The sequence below is a fragment of the Collinsella sp. AF04-24 genome (assembly GCF_003465685.1).
GTDB lineage: Bacteria > Actinomycetota > Coriobacteriia > Coriobacteriales > Coriobacteriaceae > Collinsella > Collinsella aerofaciens_AP.
Window position 1 is genome coordinate 1 of sequence record NZ_QSBK01000002.1, and the last position, 19,883, is coordinate 19,883.

Genomic DNA, 19,883 nt, shown 5'->3' on the forward strand with positions numbered 1-19,883 from the left:
GAGCCGGAGAGCACTTAATGTGCTCTCCGTGCGAGCAGGACTGTCCGAGCAGGCGACTTCGCATGCCGACGGGCAGCCGGGGCCGACACCCCTCAAAGATTTTCAAAAAAGTTGTTGACGCGCGCGTAACGACTCGTCTAATATATCCCTTGCGCGATGGACCTGTAGCTCAGTTGGTTAGAGCGTCCGGCTGATAACCGGGAGGTCACAAGTTCGAATCTTGTCAGGTCCACCACTTTCTTTCGCAATAAACACCCCAGCGAGAGCCGAGTCGCCGCTGGGGTGTTTATTACTGTCTCCGTGGGGGTTTAGCTCAGCTGGGAGAGCGCGGGCTTTGCAAGCCTGAGGTCAGGGGTTCGATCCCCCTAACCTCCACCATGATGGACCTGTAGCTCAGTTGGTTAGAGCGTCCGGCTGATAACCGGGAGGTCACAAGTTCGAATCTTGTCAGGTCCACCATCAAAACTGTGAAGAGCCCTGGGGCGTTGCCTCGGGGCTTTTTTCTTACCTACTGAAAGTAGTCAAAAAAGCCCCGTCCCAAATTAACTACTTTGATTTTGTGTGCTGTGCGAAAGATTGGGTAGTATAGCTATTCAATGCGGCGGGCTGCCGCGTGTTAACCGCTACGTACCGGAGGTGTTCCATGGTTCGTGTCGACATAGAGACCATCGTCATGGCCGCCGGTCCCGTGCCATCGCTTATCGTGCTTCGTGAGCGCAGCAGCAAATCGGACTCGCCCGCGCCGCTGCGTTCCCTTTCCATTCAGACTGGTTCGTTTGAAGCTGCTGCCATCAGCCGCGGCATCGATAGCGGCCGCGCCGAGCGCCCGATTACCCATGACCTGCTGCTCGATACCGTTGACGCCCTGGGCGCCAAACTCGAGCGCATCGAGATCGTTCGCGCCGAGCCGCCGGTGTTCTACGCGACGATCGTCGTACTGGCCGATGGCGAGGAGCGCAAGATCGACGCCCGCCCTAGTGACGCCATTGCCCTTGCCGTGCGCAGCAATGCCCCCATGTTTGTGGAGGACGACATCATGAATCGCCTGGGCACTGTTTCCACCCACGCCGAGGATGTCGACGACGAGCAGGAGTTCGAGAAGTTCGACGAGTTCGTCCATACGCTCTCCCCCGATGACTTCTAAATGCGGGGCGGCAGGGTTGCGGAGTGTTCGCTGATGGCCAGCGGTATGTCGGCTGAGGCGGCGGCCATTGCGCGCGAGGCCCAGATGCGCTCGGAGGCATCCGAGGCGGCACGCATTGCCTATGTGACGCAGGCCCGCACGCTTCGCGAGCGCCGCGGCTCGTTTATCAAGATGGTTGTCGTCTCCGCCCTTGTCGCGGCAATCTGCTCGCGCCTTCGTGGTACAGTTGGTGCGCTTGGGTTTTCGATTTCAACAGGCTTGGTCATCTGGGGTGTGGTCGATGCAGTAATGCTGACCAACCAGATCAAGGTACTCGACAAGCGCGCGATGGATATGATGCGCGCCCGCGACGCTGCCGCCAAGATCGCTGCTGAGGCACAAGAACTGTAACGACGCCAGACTCGATGGGAAGGTCTAAAGATGGCACAGGATATGCAGGACGCCGGTAACGTCTCCGCCGAGCTCGACGCCATGGTGTGTGACCTGATTGGTGCGTTCTTGGACGACCTTGCCGCCGGCGAGAACCCGGGCGTAGTTGTGGCGATCGAGGACGCTGCTTCCAACCGATATCTGGCGGCGCTCGACGAGGACGGCGAAGAGGCATGCCTCGAGGCGGCCACCAACTTTATCTCCGAGCACAAGATGGGTCTTAAGGACGAGGGCCTGGGCCGCATCGCCCGCTATGCCATCGGCTACACCGGTTGTGTCGAAATTGACGGCGGCTATCACGACGCCCTGCTCGTGAGCTTCTTCGAAACCACGCTCGAGAGCGGTTTTTCGGCATACGTGCTGTATGAGGGCATGGGTGCCGGCGATGGTTTTATGTGGAGCGACCCTGAACCTGCAGGTGAGGAAACCCCTCTTATCTAAAATCGCTAAAATAAACGAGTTTTCGGTAAAAGGCTCAATATTCCCGCTGAGCGTTGTATCGCTGGGCGGGCCGCATACGCGTGCCGTTTGTATATGGATAGAAGATAGGGGAACTACATGCGCGTAGACAATCTGAGGAACATCGCCATCATCGCCCACGTCGACCACGGCAAGACGACGATGGTCGACAAGCTCCTGCGTGCCACGGACGCCTTCCGTGCCAACCAGCAGGTCGAGGACCGCGTCCTGGACTCTAACGACCAGGAGCGCGAGCGCGGCATTACGATTCTCGCCAAGAACATCTCTATCGAGTACAAGGACGTCAAGATCAACGTCATCGACACCCCGGGCCACGCCGACTTTGGCGGTGAGGTCGAGCGCGTGCTGCGTATGGCCGACGGCGCCCTGCTGCTGGTCGACGCCTTTGAGGGCCCCATGCCCCAGACCCGCTTCGTGCTGCGTCACGCTATCGACACCGGCCTTAAGATCATGATCGTCATCAACAAGATCGACCGTCCGGGCGCTAACCCCGAGAAGGCCTACAACGACTGCCTGGACCTTATGGCCGACCTGGGTGCCACCGACGACCAGCTCGAGTTCGCCATGGAGCACGTGGTCTACGCCAGCGCCATGAACGGCTTTGCCCGTCTTGACCCCAACGACGGCAACATGGACATGTATCCGCTGCTTGATATGATCATCGACGACATGCCCGCGCCCGAGGTTGACGAGAACGCCCCGCTGGCCATGCAGTGCGTGACTATCGACCACTCCAACTTCGTCGGCCGTATCGGTATCGGTCGCGTGTACTCCGGCACCATCCACCAGGGCGATCAGATCCTGGTCGTCAAGAGCGACGGTTCCGGCGCCACCGCTACCGTCAAGCAGCTCTTTACCTTCGACTACCTAGGCCGCACCGAGTGCCAGGAAGTCGGCGCCGGCGACATCGCCGCCGTCGTGGGCATCGACCGCACCGATATCGGCGATGTCTACACCGATCCCGAGAACCCCGTCGAGCTCGAACCCATCGAGATCGACCCGCCGACCCTGTCTATCGTCTTTGAGGCCTCAACCTCCCCGCTCGTCGGTCGCGACGGCGACATCGTGGGCGCCCGTCAGCTCAAGGAGCGCCTGTTCAACGAGGCCGAGAACAACGTGACCATGAAGATCGAGGAGCTCGAGGACAAGAGCGGCGTTGAGGTCTCGGGCCGAGGCATTCTGCACCTGTCCGTCCTGATGGAGTCCATGCGCCGCGAGGGCTTTGAGTTCCAGGTCGGTCGTCCCCGCGTTCTGTTTAAGAAGGATGAGAACGGCAACAAGATGGAGCCCGTCGAGCAGGCTGTCGTCGAGTGCCCGGACGAGTACTCGGGCAAGGTCGTTGAGGTCTTCGGTACCTCCGGCGGCATCATGACGAGCATGGATACCTCGGGCATCGTGACGCACCTCGAGTTTAAGATCCCGACCCGCGGCATCATGGGCCTTAAGAACCGCATCATGAACGTCACCCACGGCGAGGGCGTGTTCTACCACACCTTCTTGGAGTATGGCCCCTACGCCGGCGAGATCGGCAACCGTCAGAACGGCGCCATGATCTCCATGACCACCGAGAAGGCCGTTGCCTACGCCCTGGGTACGCTGCAGGAGCGCGGCCAGCTGTTTGTTGAGCCGGGCACCGAGTGCTACGAGGGCATGATCGTGGGCGAGCGCAGCAAGGCTGGCGACATGGTCGTCAACATCGCCCGCACCAAGAACCTGGGCAACCAGCGTTCCTCGACCTCCGATATCTCCGTCCAACTGGTGCCGCCTCGCACCTTCTCGCTGGAGGAGGCGCTGGAGTACATCGCCGACGACGAGCTGGTCGAGATCACCCCCAAGAACATTCGCCTGCGCAAGCGTCTGCTCAACGCCACCGACCGCAAGAAGGCTGCCGTCCGCGCCGGCCAGGTCAACAAATAAGCGCTGGGGCTTATAACCGCCAATAAGAAAGGGCGTCGACCGCGATGGTCGGCGCCCTTTTTGGTGCAAGGGGGACAGGTTCGCTTGCACCACCACAAAGGTGCCTGTCCCCTTTGTGGTGGTTGGCGGCTAGGCGGTGGGGAGTTCCGGCGTATTAGCCGGCTGTTGCGACTTGAGGTGAGCGTTGCGCCAGATGATCTGGATAACATAGCCGAGCGTGAAGACAAAGGCCACGCCGCTGATGAAATCGCCTACGAGGGGGATTGCCGTAAGCGCGCCCGCGGCCACGCCGCCCGCGGCTGCCATGGCGTAGCGGTTCTGGTTGTGTCCGACCATGCGGGCGATCGCGCACCCCGCAAAGGCGCTCGACACCAACGCGATGCCAATAACACCGCACATGAGGGCTCCGGCAAGCGACAGACCAGCGATAGAGATAATTAGCAGTAGGACGGCGGGGACGATAGCAATCGTGCCCAGAAGACCGCTCACCCACAGGGGCATGGGGCGCTGGTGGAGCATGCCGGCGGCGCTGGCGGTTGCGCGCGGAAAGACGAGTTCGAGCAGTAGGGCGACAAAGCAGGTGGAAAGCGCCGCGGCGACGATACCGCCGATGACATCGTTAACGGTGGAAGTATCTTCGTTCTCGGTGCGGTCGATCTTGAGCGCACCGACCTCGGCTCCCGCGGCACGCTCGGGGTCCTCGGAGACGTGAGCGTTCACGGTGCCGGTGATGCGGGCGTTCTTGCCCAGGATGAGCTTGTCGGCCCAAACCTCGACATCGCCCTCGACGGTGCCATCGATAGTCACCGTATCGCCCGCAAGCGCTGCCGACTTGGTAGAGCCGCGCAGGGCAACCGTCTCGCCTATCGCATAGAAACAGTTGGCGGTGCTGTCGGAATTGAGCACGACATGCTGGCCGGCAACGGTCACGCTGCCATCAACCGTAGTCTTGGCAATGTCGATGGTGCGCGCCGCCAAGCGGACGGCGCCGCCCACCGTGCAGTCGCGGATGGAGAGGCTCTCGCCTGTTGCAATTATGTCGCGGCCGATGGACGCATCGTCCAAGTTGAGGGCCTGACCTGCCCAGTACAGGTCACCTTCGACGCCGGACGAATTGGCGTCATTGTCGGTCGCGAGTACGTTGCCTGCGGTGTCTGTGCCGGCGAACGACGCCGTGGGAAGTGCGGTGACCGCTAGGGCGACGAGCGCGAATAGGATCGTGATGCGGACCCACGCTTTACGGCGCTGGGTCGACGGGAATTGATTACAGGGCATAGTGAATCCTTCGTCAGATGCTCGACATACACCTAACAGGGTACCCAACGCGTGGGCGCTCTAAAAGAACCTCTCGGTTGCATTTCGAAGGGTCGTGCCGTGCTGTTTACTTTTTACGGTGCAAGAAGCGCGCGATATCTTCTTCGGTGGGGCTTTTGATGTCAAAGCGCAGCGAGAGCCAGCGCAGACCCATGGTCACGACAACGCATACGACCAGCGCGGCGACATTGCTCATAATGCCGCTCATAACGAGACACACATAGCTTGTCGATCCGGCGATGGCGGCGATGGCATAAAAGTTAGTACGTTGGAAAATGCCCGGAACCACGCCCATAAAGCCGTCGCGCAACATGCCGCCGCCCACCGCGGTGAAAAAGCCCATCATGATGCACACCGCCGGCGCAAAGCCGTAGACCAGCGCCTTGTCTGCTCCAGTGGCGGCGTAGATGCCGACCGAGATGATGTCGAGCAGGGGAATGAGTTTTTCGGGCTTGTCGACGATTGCCGGGAAAATATAGATGATGGCTGCCGTGGCAATGGAAAGCGGCAGCGCCATTGGCTGGTTGAGGATGTAGACGTTGCCCACCTGCAGCGTCATGTCGCGTAAAAGACCGCCGCCCAAGCCACAGACCACGGCGAGCGCAACTGCACCCACCAGGTCGAGTTTGTGCTCGCGCGCGACCAACACGCCCGAGATTGAAGCCGCGACGACGGCGAACATTTCGAGCCAAAACGGGATGGCGACCATGGCATCCGTGGCGTGTGAGGTAACGGTCATAGCGGCGACGACGGGCAAGATGGAATCCTTTGAGTTGCAGGTTTGGACAATGCCCGTACATAGTACATGGTTGGCGGCGATTGCGACCCTATTGCTCGGCAAACGGTAGGGGTTGGGTGCGGTCATAGGTTCCAAACATGTATACCAGCCTCCAAAGATGTCGAAAAATGTCGTTTTTGGCGGATGATGTACATGTTTTGGCGCGCGCCGAGCGGGCGACGTTACTCGGAGGGCGTCTCTATGTCCTTCGTGCCCTTCCAGTTGCGGATAAGTGCCTTTCGCAGTTCGTTTTGCTTTCGCTGATACTCGGCATCCGTGCAGCGGGGCATACCGAGTGCTTCGCGGATATTGTTCATGGCACGGTGAAAAGCGAGTTGACTGGCAAATTGCGCTGAGGTGAGTGTGACAATGCGATAACCCATTTGGGCGAGCACAGCTTCGCGTTCCGCATCTGCTCCCTTACGGCCAGTCTCGTCGTGAAAGCCACCCTTATATTCGATGCCGAGCTCTCTGCGCTTATAGGTAATGAGGGCATCGATTTTGAGTGTTCGGGCTTTGGTGCAATGCCAAAGACGTTGAGGGATCTCGAGCGGTCGGTTGAGCTCGATGCCTCGAATGCCAACGCCGCCTTCGCTTGTTGGAAGTGAAAGTGCGATTGCCGATGCAGCCTCCATAGGCGAGACCGAGTGGTCGTAGACATGTCTGAGCGCGAGTCGCGCGCGTGTGGCACCGGGTTTGCCAGGGTGTTGATCGAGCAGTTCGACAATTTCGTCCTTGGAGGTGGTTGCTGGTTGCTCGGTATAAGGGTCAGAGGGATTAAGGCCCATGCGATAGTCGCCGCAAACTTCGTAGCCATACTCGAGGTATTCGATTCTATCCATCCACTCGGCGGCGAGCACGAAGGTGAAGGCTTCGTCGGTGATAAAGATGCCGGGCGTAAGCTCGTCAATATGGCCATAGGGTAGGCTTTGGCCGAGAACATGGCAAGTGACGCCGTTGGTGCGAATTCGCTCGAAAGCAAACACTACGGAGATATCGATAGTCTTGAACATATCGGGCGGAATGCCGCAGTCGGTGAGGGCCTGTCGTATGCGCGCGATGCGTTGCTGGGTGGAGAGACCTCTTGCGCCTATCTGGTAGCCGTGTTGCGCGACCGCTTGAACCCGGCCTTGCGGCGCGTGATGGACGAGCCATGCAGTTTTATGCGAAATGAGAACAGGGGTATCCATTGGGGACCTCTCGCTCTGAGTCGATACCCAACTCTTATGTCCGTTGAGGTGGGGAAATATACCGAATGCGAGTAAGCCGACTCATGCACGGCGTGTGTCATATACAAACGTGTACACCACCCTCCAAAAACGACATTTTTTGACATCTTTGGAGGGTAATGTACATGTTTGGGATGTTGGGTTGGGATTGAACGTGATGGGGGTGTGGGTTGAAGAGGAGGGATGTCTAAATTTTGAGCGGAGCTCAAAATTTATTCGGTCGGCTTGCGCCGACCGCGCTGCGCTAAAAACGCGCCACTGGCGCGTTTTCTTTACGCTTTGCGCCCTGGCGGGTTCGAATCCCTCCTCCTCCGCCGTATTTGCTTGTAAGGGACTCTAAACAAAAAGCCCCCGTTTTCGGGAGCTTTCTCAACCAAAATGGCGGAGGAGGAGGGATTCGAACCCTCGTGACCTTATACAGGCCAAACGGTTTTCGAGACCGCCGCATTCAACCACTCTGCCACCCCTCCGCGTGGGGTAAAAACAAAGCAGGCTCGAAGGCCTGCTTTGGAATTAACTGGCGGAGAGTCAGGGATTTGAACCCTGGAGACGCTTTTGACGCCTACACGATTTCCAATCGTGCTCCTTCGGCCACTCGGACAACTCTCCGTTAAATGCGAAAGTCAGTATACACGAGGAATCGCAAAGTGCAAACAGAAAAGTTGGCATTTTTTAAAACGCTTGGCCGTGCTTGGCGCTGCAGTGGGGCTTGAGGTCCCAAAAAACGGCTTCCGACCAGCGTGGTTGATCAACTCAATTGTTCAAAAAAGGGTATTCATAAGCGACTTGGCAATGAATTTAAAAATCTTTGGGTGGTGCTGTGGGCCACTGGTATGCATTTTGCGACCACAGCCTTGTGCCCGCTGACCTGCGGCTTGGCTCAGCTTGTCCCCACGGCACCGTATCTTGAACACAGATCCGTCAAGCATTTGGTCAGCATTTGGTTGGAATGCGCATGAAGTGCCGTGTGAGCATGGACATATGTGGAGGTCATGAGGTTGTAGCTGCATATTCTTGCAGCCTAGGAGGTTGAAAGATATTATTACCAAGTCTTTTCCTGCTTCAGGCGCACCTTCACGACCTGAAGCCACATTTGCCCAGAGGAGGTGACAATATGAAGGCTTATGAACTGCTGTTCTTTGTTGACCCGTCGCTCGACCCCGAGACTCGTCTCGCTGTTATGAAGCGTATCGATACCACGATCGCTGAGGGCGCTGGCAAGGTCGACTCCGTTGACGAGTGGGGCAAGCGCAAGCTCGCCTACGAGATCAACGACCTCACCGATGGTGACTACACCCTCATCAACTTCCACGCAGATCCTACCCAGATCGCCGAGCTTGATCGCGTCCTGCGCATCACCGACGCTGTGGTCCGCCACATGATCGTCCGTCGCGACGACCAGGAGTAAGACTGTCGTTTTGGACTGGGCTTGTGCCCCAAGAGGAAGTAGTGAGTTATGAGCATCAATCGAGTGAACATCACCGGTAACCTCACCCGCGATCCCGAGCTGCGCGCCACCGCCGGCGGAACCCAGGTTCTGTCCTTTGGCGTCGCCGTGAACGATCGTCGCCGCAACGCGCAGACTGGCGAGTGGGAGGACTATCCCAACTTTGTCGACTGCACCATGTTCGGCACCCGCGCCGAGGCCGTGAGCCGTTTCCTGGCAAAGGGAAACAAGGTCGCGATCGAGGGCAAGCTGCGCTACAGCTCTTGGGAGCGCGACGGCCAGCGCCGGAGCAAGCTTGAGGTCATCGTCGATGAGATCGAGTTTATGAGCTCCCGTGGTGGCCAGGGTGGCTACGACCAGGGCGGTTACGCCCCCGCAGCTCCCGCGCCCGCAGCACGTCCTGCCGCACCGGTGGCTACGCCGCCCGCGGTCGACGTCTACGATGAGGACATCCCGTTCTAAGGGTTGTTCACCTATTTTTGAGTGAGAGGCGGCTTCGGTTCGCCGAAGTTGCCAAACGAAAGGTATTTTGACATGGCTAATGATTTTTCTGCACGTCAGCCGCGTCGTAAGTACTGCCAGTTCTGCAAGGAGAACACTGAGTTCATCGACTATAAGGACACTCAGCTTCTCCGTAAGTACATGACCGACCGTGGCAAGATTAAGCCCCGTCGCGTCACTGGCGCTTGCACGCAGCATCAGCATGACATCGCCAACGCCATCAAGCGCGCCCGCGAGATGGCTCTCCTGCCGTACACCGTCCCCGTGGTTTCCTCTCGTGGCAACCGCGACCGCGGCTAAGAAGGGAGACGCATCATGAAGGTTATTCTTCTCGATGAGATCAAGGGCAAGGGCGGCGAGGGTGACGTCGTAGAGGTCGCTCAGGGTTACGCTGAGAACTTCCTGTTCCCCAAGAAGCTCGCTGTTGCCGCCACCAAGGGCAACCTCAAGCAGCTTGACGAGCGTCGCAACAACATCGCCAAGCGCGAGGCCGTCCGTCTGGCTACCGCCAACGAGACCAAGGCTGCCTTTGAGGGCAAGACGGTCACCGTTGACGTCAAGGTCGGCGACGAGGGCATCCTCTTTGGCTCCGTTACCGCCGCTATGATCGCTGACGCCATCAAGGCTCAGCTCGGTATGGACATCGACCGCAAGCGCGTCGAGCTCGGTAAGCCCATCAAGGTTGCCGGTGCCCACACCGTTGCCATCTCGCTGTACCGCGAGATCAAGGCCGAGGTTGTCGTTCTCGTCGGCGTTACCGCCGAGGAGCTCGCTGCCGAGGCTGAGGTCGAGGAGGCCGCTGAGGTCGCCGAGGCCGAGACCGCCGAGGTCGAGACTGAGGCTGCTGCCGAGTAGCATTTGCTGCAACGCAACAATCTTGTTCTAAGAAGGGCGCTCTGGGAAACCAGGGCGCCCTTTTGTTTTTTGCGCTGAGTGAGTGTCATGGTGAACGTTGCGTCGAAGTCCTATATACAGGACCGTTCATCCGTTTGGTTCGGTGATGATTGGCGGCGCGCGGCGCGTTTTGGGACCGTGGCTGATACTATGGATGCTCGCAAGCGATATGAATGAGGATGCTCATGGCATATGACGATAGGGAGACCGGGCTGACGGTTGAGGACCGCGGCTCCAAGTTGGGTCTTCCCCAAAACCAAGATGCAGAGGCCAATGTACTGGCCGCTATGCTGCTATCGCCCGAGGTGGTCGAAGAGGCCCAGGTCGAGCTGCAGCCCGATGACTTCTACCGGCCCATTCATAAGACCATCTATACCGCGATGGTCGATATGTACAACAGCCGCATTCCCATCGACTCCATCTCGCTGATCGATTACCTGCGAAGCATCAACAAGCTTGATGCCGTGGGCGGCGAGGCCTACATTTTGGAGTTGATGGGTCAGACCCTGTCGCTCGTCAACTGGCAGCACCATGCCGCTATCGTTCGCCGCGATTCGATGCTGCGTGAGCTGATCGGCGCCACCAACGAGATCAACGCGCTGGCCTATAACGCTCCCACCGATACCAAAGAGGTCGTGGAGCTGGCCGAGAGCAAGTTGCTCAAGGTCACGGCGCGCGAGGTCAAGTCGAGCTACAAGACGCTGACCGAGTTTATGGTCGAGGCCTATAACGAGGCCGAGGAAGTGTGCCAGGCAGGCGGCCAGGCTGCGGGCGTGCCCACGGGCTTCCCGTCGCTCGACCGCATGCTCATGGGTTTTCGCGAGGGCCAGCTCATCATCATCGGCGCCCGCCCTGCTGTGGGTAAGACGTCGTTCGCCCTGAATCTGGCGCTCAACGCTGCCGCGGCCGGTTATACCGTCGGCTTCTTCTCGCTGGAGATGTCGGGCAAGGAAATTGCCCAGCGTCTGATTTGCGCCTACGCCATGATTTCGATCAGTGACTTCCGCATGGGCCGCATTAGCCCCGAGCAGTGGGCCAATATCAACGAGGCCACGCAGACCTTGTCCAAGCTCGATATTCTGATTGACGATACGCCCGGCACCACAGTGACCGAGATTCGCGCCAAGAGCCGCCGCATGCTCCACAACAAGGAGAAGGCCATCATCATCCTGGACTACCTGCAGCTGGTGAGTCCTCCGCCGGGACGCCGCTCCGAGAGCCGTACCGTCGAGGTCTCCGAGATGTCGCGTGGTCTGAAGATCATGGCCAAGGAACTCAAGATCCCGCTCATCGCGCTGTCGCAGCTCTCGCGTCAGGTCGAATCCCGTACCGGCAAGCGCCCGCAGCTTTCCGACCTTCGTGAATCGGGCTCCATCGAGCAGGACGCCGATATCGTTATGTTCTTGGACCGCTCCGCCGACGAGGCCGAAGCCTCGCGCGACGATCGACCCGACGAGGGCGTTACGCGTATCGTCGTGGCCAAGAACCGTTCGGGCCCGATCGGCGACGTCGACCTGATGTTCCTGCCGGCATCCACCAAGTTCTATGAGCTTGATGGGGCACATGCCGAGGAGTAGGACAGGCGCCCGTTGCACGGGTATACTGGGAATGTTTTGTGCTTCTGCGTGCCGGCGTGGCGCGTAGACAGTCCATGAATGTAAGGAGTAAACATGCCGTCAACCGTTTTGGTCGGTGCCCAGTGGGGCGATGAGGGCAAGGGTAAGATCTGCGACCTGGTCGCCGGCGACTTCGATGCCGTCGTGCGCTACTCGGGCGGCAACAACGCCGGCCACACCATCGTCGTCAACGGCAAGAAGTACGGCCTGCACCAGGTGCCCTCCGGCATCATGTATTCCGACCATGTGTCGGTGATCGGTAACGGCTGCGTCGTCAACCCCAAGGTTGTCCTTGAGGAGATCGACATGTTCGAGGCCGACGGCATCACCACCAAGAACCTCAAGATTAGCGGCAACGCGCATGTCATCATGCCGTACCACATCGACCTGGATGGCGCCTTTGAGCAGAAGCTCGGCAAGAAGAACATCGGTACCACCAAGCGCGGTATCGGTCCGTGCTATCAGGACAAGATGGCCCGCATTGGCCTGCGCATGCAGGATATGCTGGACGAGGCGCTGTTCCGCGACAAGCTGGAGACCGCTCTCGCCCGCGTGAACCCCGAGCTTGAGCTCATCTACAACCTGCCCACCTACACCGTGGACCAGATTTGCGACGAGTACCTGCCCATGGCCGAGCGCCTGCGTCCCTACATCACCGAGACGAGCCTGCTGCTCAACAACATGATCGATGAGGGCAAGGACCTGCTGTTTGAGGGCGCCCAAGCGACGTTGCTCGACATCGACCACGGCACCTATCCGTACGTGACGTCTTCCAACTGCACCGCCGGCGGCGCCATCACCGGCTCCGGCGTGGGCATGAAGAACGTCGACCGCGTGCTGGGCGTCATGAAGGCCTATATCACCCGCGTCGGTTCGGGCCCCATGCCCACCGAGCTTTCCTATGAGTCCGAGGCCGGTCACACGCTGACCGAGGAGGGCTATGAGTACGGTGTGACCACCGGTCGCCGTCGTCGCTGCGGCTGGTTCGACGGCCCCATCGCCAACTACGCCTCACGCGTCAACGGCCTCACCGATATCGCCCTGACTAAGCTCGACGTGCTTTCGGCCTTCGACACCATCAAGGTGTGCGTGGCCTACGACGTCGATGGCGAGCGCTACACCAGCGTGCCCGAGCATCAGGTGCGCTTTGAGCATGCCAAGCCCATCTACGAGGAGCTCCCCGGCTGGAAGTGCGACATCACCGGTTGCCGCAGCTTTGATGAGCTGCCGCAGGAGGCTCAGGACTACGTGGCGTTTATCGAGGATCTGGCACACACCCGCGTGACGTTCATTGGCGTCGGCGCCGGTCGCGAGCAGATCATCAACCGATTCTGGAAGTAATCGGGACTATTTGGTTATTGCGATATACCCCTTTGCAGCCCAAGCGGGCGGCCGAGGGGTATATTTGCTTGCAAAGGGCTCGCGCGGAGCGGGCCATTCATCCATAGAGGAGGCACCCTTGAAGGCGGACACTCAAACCATCGACATCCTGTTGTTGGGCAGCGGCGGCCGTGAGCATGCTTTGGCAGCTAAGCTCGCAGCATCACCGCGCGCCGGCAAGCTCTACATCGCGCCGGGCAACGGCGGCACCGCGAGCTGCGGCGAGAACGTTGTTCTCGACGACTGCGATCCTGCGGCCGTGGCGGCGTTTGCGCAGAGCCACGGATGCGGACTCGTGGTAATTGGCCCCGAGGCTCCGCTCGTGGCGGGTGTGGCCGACGCCGTGCGCGCGGCGGGTATTCTCTGCTTTGGCCCGGGTGCCGAGGGCGCCCAGATGGAGGGCTCCAAGCTGTTCTCCAAGCAGCTCATGGAGCGCGCGGGCATTCCGACGGCAGCCTACGGCTCGTTTACCGACGAGGCTTCGGCTCTCGCCTACGTGCGCGAGCAGGGCGCCCCGCTGGTCGTCAAGGCCGACGGCCTTGCCGCGGGCAAGGGCGTCATCGTGGCGATCGAACTTGAGCAGGCCGAGGAGGCCGTGCGCGAGTGCTTTGGCGGCACCTTTGGCGATGCCGGCAACACCGTGGTTATCGAGGAGATGCTGACCGGCCCCGAGTGCTCGCTTTTGGCCTTTACCGACGGCAAGACCGTGCGCCCCATGGCCACCTCGCAGGACCACAAGCGCGCGCTCGAGGGCGACAAGGGTCCCAACACCGGCGGCATGGGCGTCTACAGCCCGGTGCCCATCGTGACCGACGAGGAGCACGCCACCATGGTGGCGGTCATGGAGCAGACCGTTGCCGAGCTTGCTGCCGAGGGCATCGACTACCGCGGCTGCCTGTATGGCGGCTTTATGCTCACCCCCGCCGGCCCCAAGGTGCTGGAGTTCAACGCCCGCTTTGGCGACCCCGAGACGCAGGTCGTGCTCCCGCGCCTTAAGAACGACCTGGTCGAGGTCATGCTGGCCTGCGCCAACTGCGAGCTCGATCAGATTGAGCTCGACTGGCGTGACGAGTGGGCCGTGGCCGTTGTCCTGACGAGTGCGGGCTATCCCGGCAGCTACGAGAAGGGCAAGGTCATCACCGGTATTGCCGATGCCGAGGCCATGGAGAACGTGACCGTGTACCACGCGGGCACTGCCGTGGTGGACGGCCAGCTCGTGACCAATGGTGGCCGCGTGCTTGCCGTGACCGCTCTGGGCGACACGTTCGAGAACGCTCGCAACCTTGCCTACGAGGCCTGCGAGAAGATTGATTTTGAGGGTAAGACCCTGCGCCACGACATCGGCCTGCGTGCGCTGCGCGGCCGCGACGCCTGGGATGCCTAAAATCCGAGAGGAATGAGACGGATGGACGAGAAGAACGAAGAGCTCGTGGACGCACAGATCGTCGAGGAGGACAGCCGCATGTATGGGCACGCCGAGGGCGAACCTGGTGGCGAGGTCGCTGACGAGCCGGCGCTGGTGCTGGGCGACGACGACCCGCACGATGCCGAGCTGCACGAGAAGATTCTTTCGGAGGAGTGCGCCTGGAAGGGCAAGATCCTCGACGTCCACCGTCTTGAGGTTGAGCTGCCCAACGGTCGCCGCAGTGCCCGCGATATCGTTCGCCATCCGGGTGCGGCGGCCGTTGTGGCGCTGACCGAGAGCGGCAAGATCGTACTGGTGCGTCAGTACCGCACCGCCATCGACCGCGTGACGGTCGAGATTCCCGCCGGCAAGCTCGACCCGGGCGAGGACCCACTCGATTGCGCTAAGCGCGAGCTACACGAGGAGACGGGCTTTAGGGCCGGTCGCATTCGCTTTTTGACGTCGATTGTCACGTCCTGCGGTTTTTGCGACGAGATCATTCACATCTACTTGGCTACCAAGCTGGAGTTTGATGCGCCCAGCCCCGACGATGACGAGTTTGTCAACGTTGACCTGGTGCCGCTGCACGAGCTGATCGACGCCGTGCTCGACGGCAAGATCGAAGACGCCAAGACCGTCGTGGGCGCCTTGGCCTGCGATAGCATCGCGCATCGCCTTGGGGGCGCGGAGCTCTAGGTTACGCGGTTTTACCAAACCGCGTAACGAGTCGACGCTGCAAACGCCCCTAAGCGGCAATCTGCCTTTCAATCGTCGCTCGCGTACCGAAGTACGCGTCGCTCCTCTTTCAAGGCACCTTGCTCGCTTAGGGACGTTTTCGCTGACGCTGCCAGAACATCGGCGTTATGCTTGTTGGGACGCTTTGTTTTCAGCCTGACCGGTTCAACCGGATTTCTCACGCTATTTATTTCTCTTCGAGGATTGCATGTTTAAAAGGTTTCTTTCGTACTACAAGCCCCAGATGGGGCTTTTTGTTGCTGATACTGTTTGTGCTCTGGTGCTTGCCGCCATTGACCTGGCGTTCCCCATTATCCTGCGCAATTTGACCGGTGGGCTCTTTACTCAGGGTCAGGCTGTCATTATGCAGGCGCTCGGCATGATTGCGGTGGGCTTGGTGCTGATGTATGCCGCCCGCTGCGCCTGCCGCTATTTTGTGAGCTATTGGGGTCACGTGATGGGCGCGCGTATGGAGTCCAAGATGCGCGAGGACCTGTTTGACCAGTATGAGCGCTTTAGCTTTGCGTACTTTGACCGCAACAGCTCGGGCGACATGATGAGCCGCGTGGTCAACGACCTGTTCGATATCTGCGAGGCGGCGCACCACGTGCCCGAGTGGATCATCATCTGCGGCATCGAGATTATCGGCTCGTTTGTGATCCTCTTTACCATCGCCCCGGTGCTGGCGCTCGCCATGGCCGTGGTGACGGCGGCGTTTGCGGTCATCATGTTTTGGCAGAACATGCGCATGCGCGAGGTCTTTAGCGACAACCGCAAAAAGATCAGCGGCATCAATGCGCAGCTGCAGGATTCGCTGGCGGGCATGCGCGTGGTCAAGAGTTTTGCCAATGAGGAGACCGAACGCTTCAAGTTCCGCGCCTCCAACAATCGCTATCTTTCGTCCAAGGAGAACATGTATCACGCCATGGGCGTCTATACCGCGACGTATGGCCTGCTTTCGGGTGTGCTCTATGTGATCGTGGTGCTGCTGGGCGGCTGGCTGGTCGCCCAGGGACAGCTGCAGGCGGTCGATATGGCGACCTTTGCACTCTATATTTCGCTGTTCTGCACGCCGCTCGAGACACTTGTCAATTCGGCCGAAACGTATCAGAAGGCCATCGCCGGCTTTAAGCGCATGGACGAGGTGCTCTCGACCGCGCCGGATATCCAGGACAAGCCGGGCGCTACGGATCTGCAGGTGACTGCCGGCGCCGTGGAGTATCACGACGTGTGCTTTAACTACGAGGACGTTGAGCTGGGCGAGGGCGATGCCGAAGAGCGTCCCGTTATCGACCATATGAATCTGTCCATCAAGCCTGGGCAGACCATCGCTTTGGTTGGCCCTTCGGGCGGCGGCAAGTCCACGACCTGTTCGCTGCTGCCGCGCTTTTATGACGTGGCTGCCGGATCCATTAGCATCGACGGCCAGGACGTGCGCGATGTGACGCAGCAGAGCCTGCGTCGCGCCATCGGCCTGGTGCAGCAGGATGTCTATCTGTTTGACGGCACGATTGGCGAGAACATCGCCTACGGCAAGCCGGGCGCTACGGCAGGAGAGATCGCCGAGGCCGCCCGTCGCGCCAACATCGATGCCTTTATCGAGTCGCTTCCACAGGGTTATGACACGGTCGTGGGCGAGCGTGGCAGCCGTCTTTCGGGCGGACAGAAGCAACGCGTTGCCATTGCGCGCGTGTTTCTCAAGAACCCCAAGATCCTGATTTTGGACGAGGCGACGAGTGCTTTGGATAACGAGAGCGAGGAGGCGGTCCAGGAGTCGCTCGAAGAGCTGGCACGCGGCCGTACCACAATCATCATCGCCCACCGTCTCTCGACCATTAAACACGCCGATGAGATTGCGACCGTTGAGCATGGTCGCGTTGTGGAACGTGGCACGCATGAACAGCTTCTCGCCCGTGGCGGCACCTATGCCCGTTACTATCGAATGCAGTTCGAAGGTGCGCGTGCGCACGAGCTCGACTGATTGATATGACAGGAAGTTTATGGCTGACAAGAACCCTTTGACTCCGGAAGAAGTGACGGAGTTATTCTCCGAAATCGATGCATCCGGTGTCTTGGATCCCACGCTTGCCAAAAAGCGAACCGAGCGCATGCGTGAGAAGGAGGCTGCGGCCAAGCGCGGTGACAAAGCGGCGCTAGCGCAGCTGCGCAGCGAGGACCGCGCGAGCCAGGCAAAACATATCGACCCGCTGTCCGAGGATGATCCTTCGGGTTCGCAGGTGAGTCATACCATTACGAAGACCGCGATGGCCGTGGTCATTGGCATCTTGGTGCTGATTGTGGGCATGCAGATTGGCTACGGCGTGATGCGTCGCCTGAACACCGCCAACCTGTCCGAGAGCGTTTCGGTCGATACCGTTTCGACGGCGCTGAAGGGCGGCCTTGAGTGGGGCAACGGCTTTACGCAGTTCCCGCTCGACTTTACCGTCGATGAAGCCGATGAGCGTACGGGCACGGTCGAGGTGACGGTGTTGGACACATCGTCTGCCAACGAGCTCGAGCTGCTGTCCAACGGGCAGATTCAGGCCGCGGCGCTTGCGACCAACGCGTTGCTCAACGATAAGATCGACCGCGTGGTGTATAACGTTCACGCCTATATCGACGAGGATAGCAACATTCAGCACGATTCCTTCTTTGGCATGTTTCCCGCCCAGGGCCACCAGAGCGCCATCCTGACGTTCGTGTGGACCAAGAGCTCATCCAACGCTACGAGTATCGACTGGAAGATGCGCATCGTGAGTATGGATGACACCATCGCCGAGCGCATTCAGAAGCAGGTGAACTCGGTGTCGTCGTTGATTGAGGACCCGGTGGTGAGCCAGACCAAGATTGACGAGGAAAAGGCCGAACGTGACCTGGAGCATCGTCTGCATGGCCGCGAGATTTTCCGCGGCGGCAAGCCCGATCGCACACCGTCCGAACTGCTGGAGCAGGACAAGATAAAATAAGACGCCATCATCCCGCGTGAGCCACAAGCCCCGCGGGATGATTTTTCCGGGACGGGGATTAAAAAATCATTATGCATAGAAAGTCATAATTATCATTTCGTAAACATTTCGATGAAATTAACGCCATGAGGCATGCTTGCGGTTACAATACCGCGAGGCCTAACTACACACCTTTAAGCCGGTCCTGTGAGACCGGGAAGGAGAATTATGGCGAACAACCATACCGCGGGCGCTGCCGCCCGCACCTTCGCGCCCAGCGAGCTTTGCCAGCGTATGCTGGCCAAAACCAGCAAGGGCGCCTGCGGTCCCTGTATCCTGTATCTTGAGGATGGGACCATTTTTTATGGACGTGCATGCGGCGCCGAGGGCACCGCGACCGGCGAAGTCTGCTTCAACACCTCGCTTGAGGGCTACTTTGAGGTCATGACCGACCCGAGTTATGCCGGCCAAATTGTAACCATGACCTATCCGCAGATCGGCAATTACGGTATCGACGAGACCGATGTCCAGTCGGCCTTCCCCGGCGACGCCGTGCGCCCTGCGAGCGCTCCGGCTATGCGCGGCATGATCGTTCGCGACATGTGCGCCACGCCTTCTAACTGGCGCTCGGCCGTCAGCGTGCCGGAGTACCTGCGCGCTCACGGCATCGTCGCTATCGAGGGTGTCGACACCCGCGCTCTGGTGCGCCATCTGCGCGACAATGGTTCCAAGATGGGCATTATCTCGACAGAGATCTTCGACGTCGACGAGCTCGCCGAGCGTCTGGACGCAGCGCCCACGCTGGTGGGCGAGAACCTGGTCAAGACCGTGAGCTGTCCCGCGCCTCACGAGTTTGTGGCCGCCGACCTGCCTGCCACGCATGGCTTTGCGCTTGTGGCTGCCGCTCCTGCCCGTCACAAAGTGGTCGCCTACGACTGCGGTGTGAAGCGCGGTATTCTGGAGGGCCTGGTCCGTGCCGGCTGCGACCTCACCGTCGTGCCGTGGGATACGCCCGCCCAGCAGGTGCTCGACATGAATCCTGATGGCGTCTTTTTGTCCAACGGCCCCGGCGACCCCGATGCCGTGGTGGAGACCTACGAGCAGGTGCAGCAGCTGATCGGCAAGGTGCCGGTCTTTGGTATTTGCCTGGGTCACCAGATGATCAGCTTGGCCTGCGGCGCCCAAATGGAAAAGCTTAAATTCGGTCACCGTGGCGGTAACCAGCCGGTTATGAATCTGGTGAGCCGTCGCGTGGAGATCACCGCGCAAAACCACGGCTTTGGCCTGCTGTTCCCCAGTCTGGGCAAACTGATTCCGGAGCTTTCCGGCGGCGAAACCGAGCATGCGGCCGATGGCGACCTGCGCGCCTGGGTGCGTCGCGGCGTCGCGCCGGTCGTGATGAACGAGCGCTTTGGTCGCATTCGCCTGACACATGTGAACCTCAACGACGGCACCGCCGAGGGCATCCAGCTGCTCGACGCCCCGTGTTTCTCGGTCCAGTACCACCCCGAGGCTTCGCCCGGCCCCACCGATGCCCACTATCTCTTTACCGCCTTTACGCGACTCATGGACGGCGAGGAGAACTACCTGGACATCGACACCGCGAAGGACCGCCTCGCCGGCTGGAATTTCGCCGAGTCCGAGAACGCTGCGACCGAGGAGAACTAAC

Annotated in this window: 18 protein-coding genes and 5 tRNA genes; 18 read left to right on the plus strand and 5 right to left on the minus strand. The window is 59.9% G+C overall.

Annotated features, from left to right (window positions below; all coding sequences use genetic code 11):
- The first annotated feature begins 158 nt into the window (after positions 1-158).
- The 7 genes from DWV32_RS00970 to typA all read left to right on the plus strand — a co-directional run bounded on the left by DWV32_RS00970 (position 159) and on the right by typA (position 3,970).
- A tRNA-Ile gene (locus DWV32_RS00970) sits at positions 159-235 on the plus strand.
- Positions 236-302: 67 nt separating this feature from the next.
- Positions 303-378, plus strand: a tRNA-Ala gene (locus DWV32_RS00975).
- A 4-nt stretch (positions 379-382) separates the two neighbouring features.
- Positions 383-459 (plus strand) — tRNA-Ile (locus tag DWV32_RS00980).
- A gap of 184 nt (positions 460-643) precedes the next feature.
- A complete protein-coding gene (locus DWV32_RS00985; RefSeq protein WP_117756926.1) occupies positions 644-1,144 on the plus strand; it encodes a bifunctional nuclease family protein in 501 nt (166 codons plus the stop codon).
- A gap of 33 nt (positions 1,145-1,177) precedes the next feature.
- Positions 1,178-1,534 (plus strand): hypothetical protein, encoded by a 357-nt coding sequence (locus DWV32_RS00990; protein WP_117756927.1) that lies wholly within the window; start codon positions 1,178-1,180, stop codon positions 1,532-1,534.
- Positions 1,535-1,564: 30 nt separating this feature from the next.
- Positions 1,565-2,014, plus strand: coding sequence for a hypothetical protein (locus DWV32_RS00995; RefSeq protein ID WP_089572580.1), 450 nt, complete (start codon positions 1,565-1,567; stop codon positions 2,012-2,014).
- A 117-nt stretch (positions 2,015-2,131) separates the two neighbouring features.
- The gene (gene typA, locus DWV32_RS01000; RefSeq protein WP_117756928.1) at positions 2,132-3,970 is read left to right on the plus strand and encodes a translational GTPase TypA; all 1,839 of its coding nucleotides are present in this window, start codon (positions 2,132-2,134) and stop codon (positions 3,968-3,970) included.
- 129 nt (positions 3,971-4,099) lie between these two features.
- On the opposite strand, the gene DWV32_RS01005 is transcribed toward typA, so the two are convergent.
- The 5 genes from DWV32_RS01005 to DWV32_RS01025 form a co-directional block, all read right to left on the minus strand.
- Positions 4,100-5,245 (minus strand): polymer-forming cytoskeletal protein, encoded by a 1,146-nt coding sequence (locus tag DWV32_RS01005; RefSeq protein ID WP_117756929.1) that lies wholly within the window; start codon positions 5,243-5,245, stop codon positions 4,100-4,102.
- A 106-nt stretch (positions 5,246-5,351) separates the two neighbouring features.
- The gene (locus DWV32_RS01010) at positions 5,352-6,041 is read right to left on the minus strand and encodes a trimeric intracellular cation channel family protein (protein ID WP_229057814.1); all 690 of its coding nucleotides are present in this window, start codon (positions 6,039-6,041) and stop codon (positions 5,352-5,354) included.
- Between the two features lie 203 nt (positions 6,042-6,244).
- Complete coding sequence (locus DWV32_RS01015; protein WP_147346199.1) at positions 6,245-7,252, minus strand: hypothetical protein; 1,008 nt, start codon at positions 7,250-7,252, stop codon at positions 6,245-6,247.
- Between the two features lie 418 nt (positions 7,253-7,670).
- A tRNA-Ser gene (locus tag DWV32_RS01020) sits at positions 7,671-7,761 on the minus strand.
- Between the two features lie 48 nt (positions 7,762-7,809).
- Positions 7,810-7,900, minus strand: a tRNA-Ser gene (locus tag DWV32_RS01025).
- 505 nt (positions 7,901-8,405) lie between these two features.
- Between DWV32_RS01025 and rpsF the strand changes: the two genes are divergently transcribed.
- The 11 genes from rpsF to carA all read left to right on the plus strand — a co-directional run bounded on the left by rpsF (position 8,406) and on the right by carA (position 19,882).
- Positions 8,406-8,699, plus strand: a complete 294-nt coding sequence (gene rpsF, locus DWV32_RS01030) for a 30S ribosomal protein S6 (RefSeq protein ID WP_006235831.1) — start codon at positions 8,406-8,408, stop codon at positions 8,697-8,699.
- A gap of 48 nt (positions 8,700-8,747) precedes the next feature.
- Entirely contained in the window at positions 8,748-9,200 is a 453-nt protein-coding gene (locus DWV32_RS01035) for a single-stranded DNA-binding protein (RefSeq protein ID WP_006235830.1), read from the plus strand.
- A 72-nt stretch (positions 9,201-9,272) separates the two neighbouring features.
- Positions 9,273-9,539, plus strand: a complete 267-nt coding sequence (gene rpsR, locus DWV32_RS01040) for a 30S ribosomal protein S18 (RefSeq protein ID WP_006235829.1) — start codon at positions 9,273-9,275, stop codon at positions 9,537-9,539.
- 15 nt (positions 9,540-9,554) lie between these two features.
- Positions 9,555-10,094 carry a 50S ribosomal protein L9 gene (gene rplI / locus DWV32_RS01045; RefSeq protein ID WP_022094073.1) on the plus strand — a complete coding sequence of 180 codons (540 nt, stop codon included), beginning with the start codon at positions 9,555-9,557 and terminating at the stop codon, positions 10,092-10,094.
- 218 nt (positions 10,095-10,312) lie between these two features.
- Complete coding sequence (gene dnaB, locus DWV32_RS01050) at positions 10,313-11,710, plus strand: replicative DNA helicase (protein WP_006235827.1); 1,398 nt, start codon at positions 10,313-10,315, stop codon at positions 11,708-11,710.
- A gap of 93 nt (positions 11,711-11,803) precedes the next feature.
- Positions 11,804-13,090, plus strand: a complete 1,287-nt coding sequence (locus DWV32_RS01055) for an adenylosuccinate synthase (protein ID WP_055251352.1) — start codon at positions 11,804-11,806, stop codon at positions 13,088-13,090.
- A 118-nt stretch (positions 13,091-13,208) separates the two neighbouring features.
- Positions 13,209-14,513: a phosphoribosylamine--glycine ligase gene (purD, locus tag DWV32_RS01060; protein ID WP_117756931.1), complete on the plus strand. Its 1,305-nt coding sequence runs from the start codon at positions 13,209-13,211 to the stop codon at positions 14,511-14,513.
- Positions 14,514-14,534: 21 nt separating this feature from the next.
- Positions 14,535-15,230: an NUDIX domain-containing protein gene (locus DWV32_RS01065; protein WP_187361800.1), complete on the plus strand. Its 696-nt coding sequence runs from the start codon at positions 14,535-14,537 to the stop codon at positions 15,228-15,230.
- Positions 15,231-15,477: 247 nt separating this feature from the next.
- Positions 15,478-17,250, plus strand: coding sequence for an ABC transporter ATP-binding protein (locus DWV32_RS01070; RefSeq protein WP_117756932.1), 1,773 nt, complete (start codon positions 15,478-15,480; stop codon positions 17,248-17,250).
- Between the two features lie 19 nt (positions 17,251-17,269).
- Positions 17,270-18,235 (plus strand): hypothetical protein, encoded by a 966-nt coding sequence (locus tag DWV32_RS01075; RefSeq protein WP_117584038.1) that lies wholly within the window; start codon positions 17,270-17,272, stop codon positions 18,233-18,235.
- Positions 18,236-18,442: 207 nt separating this feature from the next.
- A complete protein-coding gene (gene carA / locus DWV32_RS01080; RefSeq protein ID WP_117584039.1) occupies positions 18,443-19,882 on the plus strand; it encodes a glutamine-hydrolyzing carbamoyl-phosphate synthase small subunit in 1,440 nt (479 codons plus the stop codon).
- Position 19,883 lies beyond the last annotated feature (1 nt).

What these genes read in the sequence shown, in the direction of transcription:
- DWV32_RS00985 (WP_117756926.1), top strand. Translation starts at nt 644, where the DNA reads ATGGTTCGTGTCGACATAGAGACCATCGTCATGGCCGCCGGTCCCGTG.
- DWV32_RS00990 (WP_117756927.1), top strand. Translation starts at nt 1,178, where the DNA reads ATGGCCAGCGGTATGTCGGCTGAGGCGGCGGCCATTGCGCGCGAGGCC.
- DWV32_RS00995 (WP_089572580.1), top strand. Translation starts at nt 1,565, where the DNA reads ATGGCACAGGATATGCAGGACGCCGGTAACGTCTCCGCCGAGCTCGAC.
- typA (WP_117756928.1), top strand. Translation starts at nt 2,132, where the DNA reads ATGCGCGTAGACAATCTGAGGAACATCGCCATCATCGCCCACGTCGAC.
- DWV32_RS01005 (WP_117756929.1), bottom strand. Translation starts at nt 5,245, where the DNA reads ATGCCCTGTAATCAATTCCCGTCGACCCAGCGCCGTAAAGCGTGGGTC.
- DWV32_RS01015 (WP_147346199.1), bottom strand. Translation starts at nt 7,252, where the DNA reads ATGGATACCCCTGTTCTCATTTCGCATAAAACTGCATGGCTCGTCCAT.
- rpsF (WP_006235831.1), top strand. Translation starts at nt 8,406, where the DNA reads ATGAAGGCTTATGAACTGCTGTTCTTTGTTGACCCGTCGCTCGACCCC.
- DWV32_RS01035 (WP_006235830.1), top strand. Translation starts at nt 8,748, where the DNA reads ATGAGCATCAATCGAGTGAACATCACCGGTAACCTCACCCGCGATCCC.
- rpsR (WP_006235829.1), top strand. Translation starts at nt 9,273, where the DNA reads ATGGCTAATGATTTTTCTGCACGTCAGCCGCGTCGTAAGTACTGCCAG.
- rplI (WP_022094073.1), top strand. Translation starts at nt 9,555, where the DNA reads ATGAAGGTTATTCTTCTCGATGAGATCAAGGGCAAGGGCGGCGAGGGT.
- dnaB (WP_006235827.1), top strand. Translation starts at nt 10,313, where the DNA reads ATGCTCATGGCATATGACGATAGGGAGACCGGGCTGACGGTTGAGGAC.
- DWV32_RS01055 (WP_055251352.1), top strand. Translation starts at nt 11,804, where the DNA reads ATGCCGTCAACCGTTTTGGTCGGTGCCCAGTGGGGCGATGAGGGCAAG.
- DWV32_RS01065 (WP_187361800.1), top strand. Translation starts at nt 14,535, where the DNA reads ATGGACGAGAAGAACGAAGAGCTCGTGGACGCACAGATCGTCGAGGAG.
- DWV32_RS01070 (WP_117756932.1), top strand. Translation starts at nt 15,478, where the DNA reads ATGTTTAAAAGGTTTCTTTCGTACTACAAGCCCCAGATGGGGCTTTTT.
- DWV32_RS01075 (WP_117584038.1), top strand. Translation starts at nt 17,270, where the DNA reads ATGGCTGACAAGAACCCTTTGACTCCGGAAGAAGTGACGGAGTTATTC.
- carA (WP_117584039.1), top strand. Translation starts at nt 18,443, where the DNA reads ATGGCGAACAACCATACCGCGGGCGCTGCCGCCCGCACCTTCGCGCCC.